The 14,459-nt window shown below is 46.7% G+C and carries 17 protein-coding genes; 6 read left to right on the top strand and 11 right to left on the bottom strand.

The genetic code is table 11. From position 1 onward, the window contains the following. The coding region (locus tag NG795_RS08010) for a HEAT repeat domain-containing protein (RefSeq protein ID WP_367288125.1) at positions 1–446 on the top strand (446 nt) is incomplete at its 5' end. A 252-nt stretch (positions 447–698) separates the two neighbouring features. On the opposite strand, the gene NG795_RS08005 is transcribed toward NG795_RS08010, so the two are convergent. The 4 genes from NG795_RS08005 to thrS all read right to left on the bottom strand — a co-directional run bounded on the left by NG795_RS08005 (position 699) and on the right by thrS (position 4,229). Then, positions 699–1,202: a PIN domain-containing protein gene (locus NG795_RS08005; RefSeq protein WP_367288124.1), complete on the bottom strand. Its 504-nt coding sequence runs from the start codon at positions 1,200–1,202 to the stop codon at positions 699–701. Continuing rightward, positions 1,183–1,443 carry a UPF0175 family protein gene (locus NG795_RS08000; protein ID WP_367288123.1) on the bottom strand — a complete coding sequence of 87 codons (261 nt, stop codon included), beginning with the start codon at positions 1,441–1,443 and terminating at the stop codon, positions 1,183–1,185. Before NG795_RS08000 ends, NG795_RS08005 begins: the two co-directional genes overlap by 20 nt. 28 nt (positions 1,444–1,471) lie before the next feature. Further along, on the bottom strand, positions 1,472–2,254 hold the full coding sequence (locus tag NG795_RS07995) for a DUF4058 family protein (RefSeq protein WP_367288175.1): 783 nt from the start codon (positions 2,252–2,254) through the stop codon (positions 1,472–1,474). 148 nt (positions 2,255–2,402) lie between these two features. Continuing rightward, positions 2,403–4,229, bottom strand: coding sequence for a threonine--tRNA ligase (thrS, locus tag NG795_RS07990; RefSeq protein ID WP_367288122.1), 1,827 nt, complete (start codon positions 4,227–4,229; stop codon positions 2,403–2,405). A 443-nt stretch (positions 4,230–4,672) separates the two neighbouring features. On the opposite strand from thrS, the gene NG795_RS07985 reads away from it, so the two are divergent. Together NG795_RS07985 and NG795_RS07980 are read left to right on the top strand one after the other, a co-directional pair. Next, entirely contained in the window at positions 4,673–4,990 is a 318-nt protein-coding gene (locus tag NG795_RS07985) for a DUF2605 domain-containing protein (RefSeq protein ID WP_015149350.1), read from the top strand. 158 nt (positions 4,991–5,148) lie between these two features. Beyond that, positions 5,149–5,469, top strand: coding sequence for a DUF2973 domain-containing protein (locus tag NG795_RS07980; protein WP_367288121.1), 321 nt, complete (start codon positions 5,149–5,151; stop codon positions 5,467–5,469). A gap of 123 nt (positions 5,470–5,592) precedes the next feature. Here NG795_RS07980 and NG795_RS07975 read toward each other — a convergent pair whose 3' ends face one another. From NG795_RS07975 to NG795_RS07960, 4 genes are all read right to left on the bottom strand, one after another. Then, complete coding sequence (locus NG795_RS07975) at positions 5,593–6,243, bottom strand: Uma2 family endonuclease (protein ID WP_367288120.1); 651 nt, start codon at positions 6,241–6,243, stop codon at positions 5,593–5,595. Positions 6,244–6,294: 51 nt separating this feature from the next. Further along, complete coding sequence (locus NG795_RS07970; protein ID WP_367288119.1) at positions 6,295–6,729, bottom strand: NUDIX hydrolase; 435 nt, start codon at positions 6,727–6,729, stop codon at positions 6,295–6,297. 63 nt (positions 6,730–6,792) lie between these two features. Continuing rightward, positions 6,793–7,245 carry a DUF3531 family protein gene (locus NG795_RS07965; RefSeq protein WP_367288118.1) on the bottom strand — a complete coding sequence of 151 codons (453 nt, stop codon included), beginning with the start codon at positions 7,243–7,245 and terminating at the stop codon, positions 6,793–6,795. Positions 7,246–7,357: 112 nt separating this feature from the next. Beyond that, positions 7,358–8,284 (bottom strand): Sll0314/Alr1548 family TPR repeat-containing protein, encoded by a 927-nt coding sequence (locus tag NG795_RS07960; RefSeq protein ID WP_367288117.1) that lies wholly within the window; start codon positions 8,282–8,284, stop codon positions 7,358–7,360. Between the two features lie 305 nt (positions 8,285–8,589). Here NG795_RS07960 and NG795_RS07955 point away from each other — a divergent pair, with 305 nt between their 5' ends. Beyond that, entirely contained in the window at positions 8,590–9,264 is a 675-nt protein-coding gene (locus tag NG795_RS07955; protein ID WP_367288116.1) for an ABC transporter ATP-binding protein, read from the top strand. 188 nt (positions 9,265–9,452) lie between these two features. After that, positions 9,453–10,259 (top strand): 16S rRNA (guanine(527)-N(7))-methyltransferase RsmG, encoded by an 807-nt coding sequence (rsmG, locus tag NG795_RS07950; protein ID WP_367288115.1) that lies wholly within the window; start codon positions 9,453–9,455, stop codon positions 10,257–10,259. Positions 10,260–10,478: 219 nt separating this feature from the next. On the opposite strand, the gene NG795_RS07945 is transcribed toward rsmG, so the two are convergent. The 3 genes from NG795_RS07945 to NG795_RS07935 are packed head-to-tail and all read right to left on the bottom strand — an operon-like array spanning position 10,479 to position 12,942. Continuing rightward, on the bottom strand, positions 10,479–11,957 hold the full coding sequence (locus tag NG795_RS07945; protein WP_367288114.1) for a diguanylate cyclase: 1,479 nt from the start codon (positions 11,955–11,957) through the stop codon (positions 10,479–10,481). Beyond that, positions 11,954–12,568, bottom strand: a complete 615-nt coding sequence (locus tag NG795_RS07940; protein ID WP_367288113.1) for a chemotaxis protein CheC — start codon at positions 12,566–12,568, stop codon at positions 11,954–11,956. The genes NG795_RS07945 and NG795_RS07940 overlap by 4 nt, the downstream gene beginning before the upstream one ends. Beyond that, positions 12,565–12,942 carry a response regulator transcription factor gene (locus tag NG795_RS07935; protein ID WP_367288112.1) on the bottom strand — a complete coding sequence of 126 codons (378 nt, stop codon included), beginning with the start codon at positions 12,940–12,942 and terminating at the stop codon, positions 12,565–12,567. The genes NG795_RS07940 and NG795_RS07935 overlap by 4 nt, the downstream gene beginning before the upstream one ends. A gap of 680 nt (positions 12,943–13,622) precedes the next feature. Here NG795_RS07935 and NG795_RS07930 point away from each other — a divergent pair. Next, a complete protein-coding gene (locus NG795_RS07930) occupies positions 13,623–14,183 on the top strand; it encodes a hypothetical protein (RefSeq protein WP_367288111.1) in 561 nt (186 codons plus the stop codon). Positions 14,184–14,459 lie beyond the last annotated feature (276 nt).

Genomic DNA, 14,459 nt, shown 5'->3' with positions numbered 1-14,459 from the left:
GGAAAATTGACCCCGGAAATCCTCAAGTTATTGCTGGGTTAGTTCAAGTTATTCAAAATACTCAGGATGAATATACCCGTAGGCTGGCGGCTGAGAGTCTAGAGGAAATCGGACAAGGAAATCCTCAAGCTATTGCTGGGTTGCTTCACGTTATTCAAAATACTCAGGGATATGCACGTATCCGTAGGCTGGCAATTAAGAGTTTAGAAAAAATCGGACAAGGAAATCCTCAAGCTATTGCTGGGTTGCTTCACGTTATTCAAAATACTCAGGAATATGGACGTATCCGTAGGCTGGCGGCTGAGAGTTTATGGAATATTGACCCTGGAAATCCTCAAGCGATCGCTGGATTAGTTCACGTCATTCAACATACTCGGGATGAATATACCCGTTGGCAGGCGATCGCAAGTTTAAGAAAAATTGACCCTGAAAATCCTAATCTGTGAATCAATGTGCTTTGATTCTTATCACTACCCCGAAACGACCTTACTGTTTCCCCCCTGTGCAATCCATCCGACCCGTGGGTCCATCCAGCCCAATTTGGATTTTAGCAAAAGGCAGAAATTCATCACTCACCGGCAATAACCGTATTTGAATCGACGCTAACCAGAAGGGGAAATCTCCCGCATATTCCTCAATTTGGCCCCCACCGAGACTCGCAGAAGTAGAAAACTCAGTCAGGGGAACAAAGCTTTTTGCTAAAGTTTTTCGGTTTCATCCTCAGAAACCGCTTGCAAAATCTGATGATACAGAGTTTCATTCACCCAATATTGGGCTTCTGCCATCATGGCATTTAACAGGGGTTTGACTTGGGGGATAATCCGGTTCTGTTTGGCTAAAATCAAAATCCCTAAAGTCCCAATTACATTTAATCCTAACCCTTGCGCCACTTTTCTCGCTCTTTTTTCATCCAAGATAACCCTGGGTTTTTGTTCAATCAGTGCTAAAGCAATCACCTCCCTTTCCCCAGCATCTAATTGTGAAGGGATAGATTCTGGCATCTCCTCCACTGGCTGAACCTGAAGCCAACCGGCTTGAATCTCGTTAAGTATCGCTTCGGAGTTGGGAAATCCTGATTCAACTGTTTCGGCATAAACCGCTTGTGGAATGACCATTTCGTTAAACAGGGATTTGAAAATGTCTAAGCGATTGATACTGGCAAAGTTAATCAAAGGGGTCGCATTACAAATTATTTTCAACATCCCACAAGCCTGATTGAATCTCTTGGATGTCCTCGGCTAAATCATCTTGATTGTATTGTCGAACGATATGATTTTCTCCCAAGAGTTTCTGAAAGTCCCATACGGAATAATTTAACAACCGACGGGCTTGGCCAAAGGTAAAGATATTGTTTTGATAGAGTTGCATCGCAATTTGCTCCAAGACTGCGGTTTCACCTTGATTAATTAAGTCTATGGGAATTTCTATGTTGATGGTTTGCATCTCTATCACCTCATTATTTCAGAAAAATTTATATTCCTTGTTCTGTTAACCAAACATCCGCCCAAGCTGCTTCATATTCAGAGAAAGCGGGGATAGGTTCCTCCCCATAATCAATCACAAAATCATATCCAGCCCGGTCATATAGCTGATTTAATAACAGGTTTAAATCGATAATCGGTTCTGTATCCCCGGAACGTAGAGGTAGGGGAAAGGTGGGAATTGTATCGGGTAAATTAAAAAGATATAGGTCCGCATGAGGACGGCGATCGCCTCGACTGACCAGAATCCGATAGTGCGCCTCCACATCGTTTCCTAAAACCGGCATCGGTTCCCCACCGTGCAACAGGTCAATTTCTACCAAATGGGTGCGAGTTCCAAAAATGCGGCTGCGCTTTTCTTCATAGATTTCCCTGCCTTTTCCCCGGCGCTTATTGGCGGGAGAAAGAACCTCGATCGCCGTCACCACTTCCCCAGTTGCCATCTCTCGGACTTCTAAATAGGCTTCCCGAAATTCCATCATCATCGGTACTTGCACCGGAAGGGGTTTTTGAGTCGGAGGTGCTGCCACTGCTACATTAGAATCTCCCGCCGCTGTCGGTTGGCGATGCTGCACAATCACATCGGGGATTCCCACCAATAAGCTATCATTTCCGCTGCTTTCATAGATCCGTTTTTCAATGGCTACGCGATATTTAGGACGCAACTGCGGGACTAATAAATCTGCGATTTCTATCATCAACCGACTATGCACCTCGGGCCAAAAATTCGGTCCTTCTAAATATGGGTCCATTCCTGGAAACGGAGAAGGCATCATTTTCCTCCCGATTTAATCATGTTTTAGACTTAAATCTAACTGCTACCGAGGTCCAACTTTACTCCCGATGTTGCTCTGAATGACTGCGGTGAGTATAGATTTAGGATAGACATAATTCAGCCTAAATCTATACTCAAAATGAGAACTAGAAATTGGTTCTATCGCGATTAGCAACCTTCATCTTCTCAATCACCTCTGCCACCGCCATTGTTCCCAACTCACCGCCTGCGCGGGTGCGAATACTTAACTGATTCGCTTCGACTTCTTTAGCTCCAACCACAGCCATCACGGGAATTTTTTCCTTTTCTCCATTGCGAATCAGCTTACCCAAACGCTCTCCACTGGTATCGGCTTCAGCGCGGATTCCCTCGATTCGCATCAGAGTTGCTACCTCTTTCGCAAAGGGCAGAAATTCATCACTTACGGGCAATAAGCGCATCTGAATCGGTGCTAACCAGAAGGGGAAATCTCCGGCATATTCTTCAATCAAAATTCCAATTAGCCGTTCCAATGACCCAAAAGGCGCACGGTGAATCATCACTGGACGTTTGCGAGTGCCATCTTCTCCCACATATTCTAATTGGAAGCGTTCCGGCAAGTTGTAGTCCACTTGGACGGTTCCTAACTGCCACTCGCGCTCAAGGGCATCCTGGAAAATAAAGTCCAGTTTTGGCCCATAAAAGGCCGCTTCTCCTGGGGCTTCAAAGGACTCCATTCCTAGGGTTTCAACTGCACGACGAATGGCATTTTCTGCCTTGTTCCAGGCTTCATCCGACCCGATATATTTATCGGATTCGGGGTCACGGAAACTCAAGCGGGCTTTAAAGTTTTTCAGTTGCAAACTATTAAAGACGGATAAGATTAAATCCACCACACTCAGGAATTCATCATCCAATTGTTCCGGAGTGACGAACAGGTGAGAATCATCCACGGTAAATCCGCGAACTCGGGTTAATCCTCCCAGTTCTCCAGATTGTTCATAGCGGTAAACCGTGCCAAATTCCGCTAAACGCAGGGGTAAATCGCGATAGGAACGCAACTCATTTTTATAGATTTGGATATGGAATGGACAGTTCATCGGTTTGAGGACAAACCCCCGTTCTGCTACGGCAGATTCTTCATCTTCTGCCATCATGGGGAACATATCCTCTTTATATTGTTGCCAATGACCGGAGGTTTTAAACAGGTCAATTCTGGCAATATGAGGGGTGACAACTCCGAGATATCCGCGTTTGACTTGTTCCTGTTTGAGGAAGTCTTCGAGCACACTGCGTAAGACGGTGCCTTTGGGGGTCCATAAGGGCAATCCGGGCCCTACGGGGTCGGCAAACAAAAATAGTCCGAGTTCTTTGCCGAGTTTGCGGTGATCTCGTTTGAGGGCTTCTTCTTTGCGTCTTTTGTATTCGGTGAGTTGTTCGGGGGTTTCCCAGGCGGTGCCATAGATGCGCTGTAGCTGTTGTTTGTTGGCATCTCCGCGCCAGTAAGCACCGGCTAAACTTTCGAGTTCGATCGCCTTGGGGTGAAGTTCGCTGGTGTTTTCCACATGGGGACCGGCGCACAAATCCCACCACTCTTCCCCGAGGTGATAGATGGTAATCGGTTCTTCTTTGATGTCCCCGAGAATTTCTAACTTGTAGGGTTCATTAATCGCTTTGATGCGTCTTTCGGCTTCTTCGCGGGTGACTTCTTCACGAGTGACGGGTAATTTCCGGTTGATGATTTTGACCATCTCTTTTTTGATGGCTTTGAGGTCCTGTTCGGTGAAGGTCTCAGGATTGTCAAAATCATAATAAAATCCATTATCAATCCAAGGTCCAATGGTGACTTGGGCCTTGGGGAAAAGCTTCTGGACTGCCATCGCCATCACATGAGAGGTGGTGTGGCGAATCTTTTTGAGTTGCTGGGATTCGCCGGTACGCGGCAAGTAAATTTTTTCTGCGGGTGCTTCGACAGCCGGAGATGAGTTAGCCATTTGCGTTGGATTTTAATCTCGGATTTGTATTACCTTCTGTTCTATTTTAAAGGGTCGGTTCCCCAATCGGAGTGGTCGGGTCAAGTTGTTACCACAGGAGGCCCCAGGGAGAAGGGGGCGGTTGCGGTGGGGAATTATGCAGGTTCGATGAGGAATGTCAAGGGTCAGCGGCAACACCCGGCGGGGGTTAAAACCCCCGCCTAATAGCTAAAGTCGGTTGAAACCGACTGAAAATTCCACGGGATAAGACTTTCAGTCGTCTTTAGACGACTTGGTTCTGTTAGGCGGGGGTTTGAACCCCCGCCGGGTGTTGCCACGGCTGCGCTAGACCGATCGCCAATTGTTACCGTGCGATCGCGAATCCCTTGTCAACTGTCCCCGAGAATGTTAAGTTTTGTAAAATAAGTTAAAATTAGCCTCAGTACCCCGATTATTTGGAAATCATGCTCAATCCCAATCTTCCCGAACCCAATTTACTCAAAACCCTACTAGAACCGTTATTAGAGGATTTTCAATATTGGTTTGCCCGATCGCGCAAGTTATTGGAAAATGAGGAAATATCCTTTTTGGGGAAAGAGGGCCAAACCGAGTTACTCGCCCGAGTGCAATACGCACAGCAAGAAGTCACCACCGCTCAAATGCTACTCAGGGCCACGGAGGGTCAGGTGGGCGTAGAAATGGAAGTGCTGATGCCGTGGCACAAATTGCTGACGGAATGCTGGCAAGTCTCGATGCGGTTTCGCATGGAAAATTCCCTCTAGGCTGTCCTTGATGGAAGTTCCCTGGACTCCCCTTTCAACCCTAAATTAAATCCATAGATCTGCTTTAAGAGTAAAAACTGACTATAAACTTCAGAAACACTCTTTTATAGCCCCCTGAGTTACCGATTAATAACCTGACTGCGCCGGAGAATATCAATATGCTGCACTTAGTTTACATTTTTGCCTTTACCATTTTGGCGTTTCTCGCCGTCGGAAACTTGATCCGCAGTTTGGTCATGCTGAGTAGTGAATCCAGAACCTATCCACCCTCTCGGTGGAACTCTGGGTCCCCGAATTCAGTAATGGGACGATATCAACGTCCGGTCCCCCACCCGGAACTGCTGGATGCGTCTGGAAATGTGGTCAATGAACCGTTGATGGTGATGAAATCCATGACAATGGATGATGCCCGAGAACGCTTAGATGCTTTATATGAAGCCTCACCGGGAGGGTCCGGGGAGAGTAAGGAAGAAAAATAAATAATCAGAGATTTTAGATTTTAGAGGGTTAAACTCTGACTGATAAAATGCAAGGGTGCCGGTGAACTCAGGGTGTTGACCGGCTTTTGGAATGGGTAAGGACAAAACAATAGACTTTGCCCCCTAAAAGGTGTTTAAAACTTCCCGAACCCAGGCGCGAAAGGCTTTCATTGTTTTATTTCTGCCTTCGGTTTTTGCTTGGTTTAAATATTTGGGAATGACCTCAGTTAGAGGAAAATTAGGAAAAATTTGACTGCGATCGCCTGCTTGATAGATGCCATCTTCTTGCAATAGGCTAATTTTGAGGGTGCCTTTATCAAACTGCCATAATTCCGGTACGCCTAACCCTTGATAAATTTGTGAATGGGTGCGCGAGGTTACATCAATTTCTAAGGCTAAATCTGGAGGCGGATCTACCGTCAAATCTAATCGATCCTTACCCCGGACTGCTGCCTCATTTTGGATATAAAAGCAATTATCCGGTTCGATGCCTTGTGCCATGACTTGATTTTTAAAAGTAGTCGAACCCAGGGACCAGAATTCAATATCGAGTTCTTCTAGGAGAATTTCTACCAAGTTGCTAATTAAAACTTTCCCGCTTTCGTGTTCTGGTAATGGGGTCATGATTTCTAAGGTTCCGTTATCGTAAGCAATTCGCGCACCACGATGTTCGCCTAAGTCTTCTAAGATGGCTTCAAATTCTTTCCAGCTTACATCTTCGAGTAAAACTCTCTGTCCGGGTGGGACGGTGATTCTCTTGATTTCTAGTAGCATTTTTTACCTCATTCGATGATTTTTAGGGTGAGTTAGTATTTGTATTAAGTCTCATTTTTGAATAAAGTCTAACAATTTGGCAGGGACGAGAACTAACTCACCGGAGATTAATCGGTCTATGTCGGCCCAGATGGCTATTCCTTCGCGTTTTCCTTCAAAGAAGGGGATAGAGTCGAGTTCATAAAATTTGCGATCGCTAAAATCACAGCGATAGAGTTGGATAATTTCGTGGCCCGGTTTGCCGTTATAGATAAAAATATTTTCTACGCACCCTAGGTACTGAATATTGGTCAATTCCCCTTTGACTTCTTCTTGGAATTCCCGCTTTAAAGCATCTAGGCTGGTTTCTCCAAAGTCAAGACCACCGCCTAAAGGACGATAAAATGATTGTTTTTTTACGGAATCATAGCCTTCAGAAACAAACAAGCGATTTTTGTCTTGAATTAGCCCTAATGTAATGACGCGAATTTTTTGTTTTTTACTCATTTTTCAAGATATAAGAATAAATTTTCCCAGAAAAATAAACTGGGAAAATTGATAATAAACAGCCTAATTATCTTCAGCAAATCGAGAACGGCTTTCACTATCAGCGACGGGCCAATCTGAATTTTCACCGCCGATGATGAGTCGTTCGATGACTACAAATTCTTGACTGAGGCGATCGAGGGCATTGATGAGAATATCGAGGGCGATCGCATCACTGGTCCCGAGGTCAAACCAACAACGCGCCCAGGTTCCATTATATTCAAAGTCTCCCATATTATGCATCAGCGCCATCAAACTTTTTTCAGCAGTCACCGAATCATACTGCATATAGCTAATCTCTAATCCCGTGTCCTGAACTTGGAGATTTTCTGCATTAAATCCCCCCAGTTTGCCGAGAAAAAACCAAGAATCGAAGACTTCTTCAACATACTGTTTTTCACTCTTGCCCGGACTGGTGCTAAACTCTAACCAGATCCAGACATCAAAGGGGTTAAACTCCCGAAACTCTACTTGCATATTTCTGTGTCTCTACATCAAGGGGAGATTAAAGGTCAAAAAAAACCGACGCCTATAGATTAACATATCGAGGCGTCGGTTTATTATTTCCGGGGAAAGGTGTTAGAGGTTATCAGGAAGCATCGGCTAACTCTTGCATTTTGCGAACATTGCGATCGCGTTCTCGTTGTAGTTGCCGTCTTAAGCGTTCCGGGAATTGCTCATTCGCTTGAGCGAGGGCCGTCTGAAAATGAGATTCAGCTTGTTGCAGCAATTCCATATCCTTCAGATCGTTGCCTTTGTTAACCAGAATCTGCCCTTTGAGATAAAACAGTTCAGGATTGTTGGGGGTAATCTCTAACGCCTTATTCACCGATGATAAAGCTTGATCAAGCTGATTTAAATCGCGATAACCTAAGGCAATTCCCCGATAGGCTAAATAAGAAGGGGCTGCATAATTTTCCAAGCGGGCGATCGCCTCTTCGGCATTGGCAAAAGGCAGATTCGCTGCCAACATTAAATCCATGAATCCTTTCATCAGATTCAACTCCGGGTCATTCGCCTCAATTTGTTTTGCCGCATCAAAATGCTGAAAAACTTCTCGCAGTTTACCCATTGCTTTGGGAACACCACCCAACGTCCCTTCGGTACTCAGAAGATGAGCGCCCTCTAAAAAATGACCCACAGCAATATAAAGATTGCCGCGTAAGGGATTCTCCGTTACCAAAGATTCAGCCGTGGTACGAGTGCGCGTTGCATAATTATTTAAGCGATCCCAGTCTTCATCTAAATAGGCCAAAGCCGCCTGCATCGCATAGACTAAAGGTTCATTGGGTTCGGTTTGTTCAGCTTGTTGGAGTTTGGTGAGTGCTGCTTGATAATTTCCCTGTTCAAAGAGGGTCCTAAATGCGTCTTCAGTGTGAGCGCCGATTTCATGACGATTTTCGGTGCGGAAGGGGTCTAAAGCCCAAGTCGGACTGACACTGAAAGTCAAGGTAATCGCCGCAGTCCCTGCGATCGCAGCGAGCAACCGACCCGCCATAGAAAACCGATAGTTCATACTCTACCTCGTCTGTTGTGCCTCGATGATGCCAAAAAATCCTGAATCCCCCTTGAGTCGCGATCGACCCAGGCCGATTATTTCCATTTTAGAATCCTAATCCCGTTACAGGAGAAGTCCGGGCTAAAAAGTGATGGGTTCAAGTCTAATCTGCTAGTGACGCCCGCATTAGGGGCAAGTTCCAAACCATCCCGGAGTAGTTTAATCGGGTTAAGTTTGTCAAAATAGAAGAGACATCTGAGCAGTACCACGCTGTTGAGTCTGTGCACTTTCGTTTAATCCCCCTATTGTTGACAAGGGTTTCAATGCTTTATCTGAAAAACCTAACTTACCATCCCACCGCGACTCCCACGCCGATTCTCAAGTCCATTGACCTAGAATTTGCCCCACAACAGTTAGGCTTGATTATTGGGCCAAGCGGTTCTGGTAAATCGACCTTGTTAGAAATTTTGGGAGGGTTGGCGGAAAAAACCCAAGGGGAGATTTTCTGGCGGGATCAACTGTTGACCCCAGCCCATTTGCAACAATTGGGGGGCTTGGTGTTTCAGTTCCCCGAACGGCATTTTTGTTGTGGGACCCTGTTGGAAGAGTTGCGCTTAGGGCATCCCGAACTAGGGTCGGAACGGGTCCATGAGGCCCTCAAAGAAGTGGGTCTGGATGGGTTATCGTTGCAGACAGCGCCCCAATCCCTCAGTGGAGGACAGCAGCGCCGACTCGCATTGGCAGTACAATTAATTCGGCAGCCTCATTTACTGCTACTGGATGAACCGACGGCGGGTTTAGATTGGTCAATGCGACGCAATTTAGTCATGCTGTTGGCGAAGTTGAAGAAGCACTGGAGTTTATTGGTGGTAACCCATGATGCGGGGGACCTGCTGGCGATCGCCGATTGTTGTTGGACGCTCAATCACGGCGAACTCCAAAGTGTTGAACCCAATAAACTCGCCATCAGCACTCAACTCTCCGTAGTCAGTTCTTGATCGCTTGCCAGAGTCTGGCTTTTCTTCTCCCCTGCCGCAATCCTAGTCCCACCCCCGACTTGTGATCAAAACCCAATGGACTCCCCCTCTCCCCGTTTGTAGTAACGACTTCAGTCGTTAAAATCTGGATTTCCCCCCCACCCAAACCTCAGAAAGACCCAAACTTGCTTGTATTTGAACGACTAACCATGAGTGAACCTGACAAACCCATCCTGCCATCCAATGTCAAATTATGGGAAAAAACCATGAATTGGCAGCCCGATGAGGGTCATCTGCTGGAATTTCAAAGCCTTTATGAAGGCATTCTCCAAGGGAATCAATCCCTAAATTTAACTCGAATTACGGCACCGGATGAGTTTTGGGAAAAGCATCTGTGGGATTCTCTGCGCGCAATTACGCCTTTATTATCTCCACCGTCGGGTTCTACTTCCGAGGAAGTCTCTTCCCCAAAGACTGGGATGGTTTCTTCGGAAGGGGGGAATGGGTCAGTTCGGGCGATCGATATTGGCACTGGGGCGGGTTTTCCCGGGTTGCCGGTGGCGATCGCTTGTCCCGAGTGGCAGGTGACTCTCCTGGACTCCACTCGCAAAAAAATTACCTTTCTCCAGAGTTTGATTGACCAGTTGGGGATGGAAAATGCCAAGGCAATTGTGGGCCGGGTGGAAGACATGGGTCGTGCGGTTCAACATCGGGAACAGTATGATTTCGCCTTTGCACGGGCGATCGGGCCGACGATGGTTTGTGCAGAATATGCCCTTCCCTTGCTGAAAGTGGGCGGGTTGGCGATTCTGTATCGCGGTCATTGGACGGATGAAGAGGCACAAGTGGTCTCCGTTGGGGTTGAGCAACTGGGGGGAATGGTGGATTTTGTGGAGAAATTTACAACCCCGCTTACCGATAGTGTTCGCACTTGTGTTTATTTGCGAAAGGTTGCGCCGACTCCTCCTGAATTTCCCCGTGCAGTGGGGATACCGGCTCAAAATCCTCTACTGTAATCGGGGGTCGGATTGTCTGAGGTTGTATGAAATGGGGGAATGTGAGAGTTAGCTGAACAGACCGGCATATCCAGCAGAGGCCCGGTGTTACTGAGGATTTAGAAGGGACTGAAGTTGTTACTTCGACAACAGCCGGATAACGACTTCAGTCGTTACTACAAACAGTTAAGAACGACTTCAGTCGTGACGTTGAACAGTTAGAGACTGCTTTTTACGGGATTAAGAGGCGATGACGACGCGATCGCGACCGGCTGCTTTGGCTTGATAGAGGGCGACATCGGCACACCGGAGGACAGCTAACCCGGTTTTACCATGCTCGGGAAAGCTGGCAACCCCTAAAGAGAGGGTGATGCAGCCGAGGGATTGGCCTGCATATTCGACTTTTAATAATTTTATCTTGTTTCGGATTTGTTGGGCGCGCTCTTGAGTGACGCTTAAAGGCGCTTCCGGTAAAATGAGGGTAAATTCTTCCCCTCCATAGCGACAGGGGATATCCGTGGGGCGGATATTTTTTTGGAAAAACTCTCCCAATTGTCGTAAGACTTGATTCCCCGCTTCGTGCCCGAAGGTATCGTTAAATTCTTTGAAATGATCGACATCAATCATGATCAGGGAGAGGGGATATCCCTTGAGTTCAGCTTGATAGACTTCCCGTTCCAGAGATTCTTCTAAATAGCGGCGATTGTATAAGCCAGTTAGGGGGTCACGGATGCTTTGGTTATGGAGGGTTTCGCGCAATTTTAAATTGGCTAAGGCTAGGGCAATATGTTCGGCAACTGTGATGGCTAACAGTTGGGTTGTATTGGATAAGGGTCCTTTATCTGGGGCGCATAAATAAAGTACCCCTAGGGCTTTTCCCTGAGCCATCATAGGGACGCAGCAATATTCAGCAGGTAAGAGATTTTGATGGAGGTGCTGGCAAATTAATCCATTTTGCATATTCCCGACAAAATGGACCCGTCCTCGTCGCAATGCCCAACATTCATTGGGGGCAAATACTTTCTGACTGCTAAAGGTAATTCCCCAACTGGCAACGACATCGAGCAAATTATTGAGGGAGTTAATAATAAAAACTGCACCGGGAATGTTGGGAAAGAGTAGTTTACAGGATTGGGCGATCGCACTGTAGGCTTCTTTAACCGTCAGGCAAGCTTGGAGCAAATCGCTCATATCACTGAGCAAGATTAATTCTCGCTGACGGACTTCCAGTTCTAGGGTTTTTTGATGTAATGCTTCCTGGGCTTGTTTGCGTTCCTCAATTTCTTCCAGGGCGCGATCGCGCATGGACCGATAATCCTGAAGGCGGCGAGTGAGGTCCGTGACATCTTCGATGGCTAACAGGGCGTAAAATCCCTGATCATCAAAGGATTTCACCCCAGTTACCGTGGTATGTTGGATCCGCAATTCCCCATCGGGAAGGGGGGCCGGAATCAGGTGTTTATGCAGTTGGGAGGAAAAAATAGTCGGAGGGCCCCCCTCAAAGACTTGTTGAAGACGGTGGTGATACTTGGGTTGGGTTAAATGAGGGAAGCGATCGCCCAAATTCTTCCCCACAATTTCATGTTTCGGAATTTTTGTCCAATCCTCCAGGCAACTATTCCAAAACAGGACAATAAAATCTTTCCGCAGGACGCAAGCACCGACGGGAACTCGGTCAAGAATCCCAAATTTCTCCTCAACCTGTTGGATTTCATTCATTCTTCCTCACCCTCTTCTATCCTCTCTAGGGCTTGTAGTAAGGCATCAAAGGAACCTACCTTAAAAATCAAGATAATGTCTCCAGCAATTTGGAGTTGTTCAATGGTAAACCGAGCCTGAGCTAATAAGACGGTGGTGTTAGGCTCTAATTGCTTAGAACTCAACAAGTGTTCGACGGTATCTTCCAAATACATGGGCAGGGAATAATTGAGATGCTGTCTGAGCAAATTGCTCATCGAACCCATCACCCCATTGATCACAATATTGCCCACTTCTGTCAGGGTCCCGATTTTGACAGCATCGAGGTCAGGAGTTCCGACTTCCTCATTGGTCAACAAGGCTACTAATTTAGAGGCGCTATCTGTGGGAAAAACAAGCTGAGCCAGACCACTAAATGAGCCAGTAAAGCCTAGGCGTACCGCTGAAACTAGGGAAACTCCCAGGCGATTTTCCAGTTCCTGCTTCATTTGTCCGGGGGAAAATACACGGATAAATGGAACCTGCAAGCGGATGTGACACTCAATCATTTCATTGAGGACACTGGCTGCTCTGCCAACACCAATATTGACCAATTCCTGCAAGGTATCCAGTTGGTCAACGGTTAAATTCATCGAGCATTCTCCTCTGTAAAACCCAATATTTTTTTCAGGGTATTATTCAATTCATCCGGTTTAGGGGGTTTATTAATTACAGCCTTGGCTCCCAAGTCAAAACAATGTTGACGAGAAGTTTCTTGAATATCCGCTGTAATCACAATCACGGGAATATTGTAGTCGTTTTCCTTTAAAAAGGTTAAAACATCCCATCCATCAAATTCCGGCATCAATAAATCTAATAAAATGCAATCCGGAACTTCTTCATCTAACAGCCCGATCGCCTCCCGCCCATTCGAGGCTTCTTTGGTAAGATATCCCTGTTTCTGTAAGGACTTACAGATAACCCGACGGGTAAATTGTGCATCATCTACAATCAAAATTAACGGCATCGTTCTATTGTTTACATCAGAGTAACGGCAAGGTTTATATCCTTTTTTGAGGTCCTTTGGGAATACAAGGTACGAAATATCCGTGCATTGATACCACCCCTCCTGCGAGCATCCATCACATCCATTAGAGTAGCGCAATCCCTCGGCGATCGCGTCTTTGACCCCTTCACCTGATCGAGTGCTACATCTGCCGATTGAATCACCCCGATCGCAGTGTCAGGTAATTTCCTCTCTCAGCCTTAAACCATTCCTCATTGCCTAGGGACCGCTTCGGAACCCATCGCTGTATTCCCCCCATCCCCCCTGCTGTCCATCATTGGAATCATCAAGCATCGGTTCAGGTCCATGAAGCCCACCCAGTTGGTCCACCCATACCATTCACCAATTAGCCACAAATTAGCCACAAAGGCCCCATTTCTGGTCCTACTGACTTAATCCTGTATGAATGCCCTAAAATTGGCGTAGCGACGGATACAAAGATTCCTGCTCATCCAGTCAATCCCTCACCCATAGGGACCCACTCCTGGCTTCCAGGACAACCCCGGCCTGAGATGAAAGAATTTGCACCCCGATTTTTCGGATTCCTACCCGATTCAATTCTTTCTTCTTGGAACTGATGTGACTATCATGGCAGAAAAAGCGCAAAGAAAAATTTATAGTTTGATTAAGGCTGTAGTCTGGTGCTAATTATTTGTCCGGGAATTCACGAGCCGAACCTGACCCAGAGTTTTGTCTCGACTTTGCTGCCGAACCGAGTCTCGTCGGGGGGAACTCCCCAGATTTGCATTCTCCCCCATCGCGATCGCCCCTATTTTCCTCTAGAAATCTTGCAGTTTTTGCACCAAAGCGGGGCGATCGACTTGAATAGACCCCCATCCACTGAACCCCTAATCTGGATTGGATTTAGCGCGGGAGTCGTGGGTGCCATCGGGGCCGCCTGGGGGTTATATTCTCTTCAATGTCCGATTAAAGCCTTCATTGCCATTGATGGGTGGGGGGTCCCTCTATATGCGCCCTTTCCCATTCACCGAGTCAGTCACGATTATTTTACCCACTGGAGTTCCGCCCTATTGGGACCGGGAGGCGAGAGTTTCTATGCCGATCCCCCGGTGGAACATTTGGCGTTGTGGCGATCGCCGAACTCCGCAGTCGGTTGGAGCATTCCCCCTTCGGGTTCTATCTCGTCACCCCAGCGAACCACAGCGGTTGAATTTTTAAGGGGGGCGATCAAGGGGGGGTGAACTCAGCGGAATCAGGGGGAATTTGGGCAGATCGAAGCAGTAGGAAGAAAGAGCGTTGCACGAAAAAGGCGATCGCCGGCTGTCAAAAATACGAAATAATGGCAACAGTCAGAACCAACCGAGGACCGACTCCTCGTGCAACGCCACAGGAAGGGAGTAATACAGTTTTTTTGTATGTAAATTTATATTAACCCGAAAAACCATAAGCCGAAAGAGTAATTATTTATGAATATAATAGACTCAAGTCTATATCGAAGGGTTATTCTGAGGAGAAAG

Source organism: Laspinema palackyanum D2c (genome assembly GCF_025370875.1).
Lineage (GTDB): Bacteria > Cyanobacteriota > Cyanobacteriia > Cyanobacteriales > Laspinemataceae > Laspinema > Laspinema palackyanum.
Note: the sequence above shows the minus strand (reverse complement) of the source record. Positions and strands in the feature narration are given on the sequence as shown.

Excerpts from the sequence above, each read along its gene's own strand:
- NG795_RS08005 (WP_367288124.1), bottom strand. The coding sequence starts at position 1,202 with ATGTTGAAAATAATTTGTAATGCGACCCCTTTGATTAACTTTGCCAGT.
- NG795_RS08000 (WP_367288123.1), bottom strand. The coding sequence starts at position 1,443 with ATGCAAACCATCAACATAGAAATTCCCATAGACTTAATTAATCAAGGT.
- NG795_RS07995 (WP_367288175.1), bottom strand. The coding sequence starts at position 2,254 with ATGCCTTCTCCGTTTCCAGGAATGGACCCATATTTAGAAGGACCGAAT.
- thrS (WP_367288122.1), bottom strand. The coding sequence starts at position 4,229 with ATGGCTAACTCATCTCCGGCTGTCGAAGCACCCGCAGAAAAAATTTAC.
- NG795_RS07985 (WP_015149350.1), top strand. The coding sequence starts at position 4,673 with ATGCTCAATCCCAATCTTCCCGAACCCAATTTACTCAAAACCCTACTA.
- NG795_RS07980 (WP_367288121.1), top strand. The coding sequence starts at position 5,149 with ATGCTGCACTTAGTTTACATTTTTGCCTTTACCATTTTGGCGTTTCTC.
- NG795_RS07975 (WP_367288120.1), bottom strand. The coding sequence starts at position 6,243 with ATGCTACTAGAAATCAAGAGAATCACCGTCCCACCCGGACAGAGAGTT.
- NG795_RS07970 (WP_367288119.1), bottom strand. The coding sequence starts at position 6,729 with ATGAGTAAAAAACAAAAAATTCGCGTCATTACATTAGGGCTAATTCAA.
- NG795_RS07965 (WP_367288118.1), bottom strand. The coding sequence starts at position 7,245 with ATGCAAGTAGAGTTTCGGGAGTTTAACCCCTTTGATGTCTGGATCTGG.
- NG795_RS07960 (WP_367288117.1), bottom strand. The coding sequence starts at position 8,284 with ATGAACTATCGGTTTTCTATGGCGGGTCGGTTGCTCGCTGCGATCGCA.
- NG795_RS07955 (WP_367288116.1), top strand. The coding sequence starts at position 8,590 with ATGCTTTATCTGAAAAACCTAACTTACCATCCCACCGCGACTCCCACG.
- rsmG (WP_367288115.1), top strand. The coding sequence starts at position 9,453 with ATGAGTGAACCTGACAAACCCATCCTGCCATCCAATGTCAAATTATGG.
- NG795_RS07945 (WP_367288114.1), bottom strand. The coding sequence starts at position 11,957 with ATGAATGAAATCCAACAGGTTGAGGAGAAATTTGGGATTCTTGACCGA.
- NG795_RS07940 (WP_367288113.1), bottom strand. The coding sequence starts at position 12,568 with ATGAATTTAACCGTTGACCAACTGGATACCTTGCAGGAATTGGTCAAT.
- NG795_RS07935 (WP_367288112.1), bottom strand. The coding sequence starts at position 12,942 with ATGCCGTTAATTTTGATTGTAGATGATGCACAATTTACCCGTCGGGTT.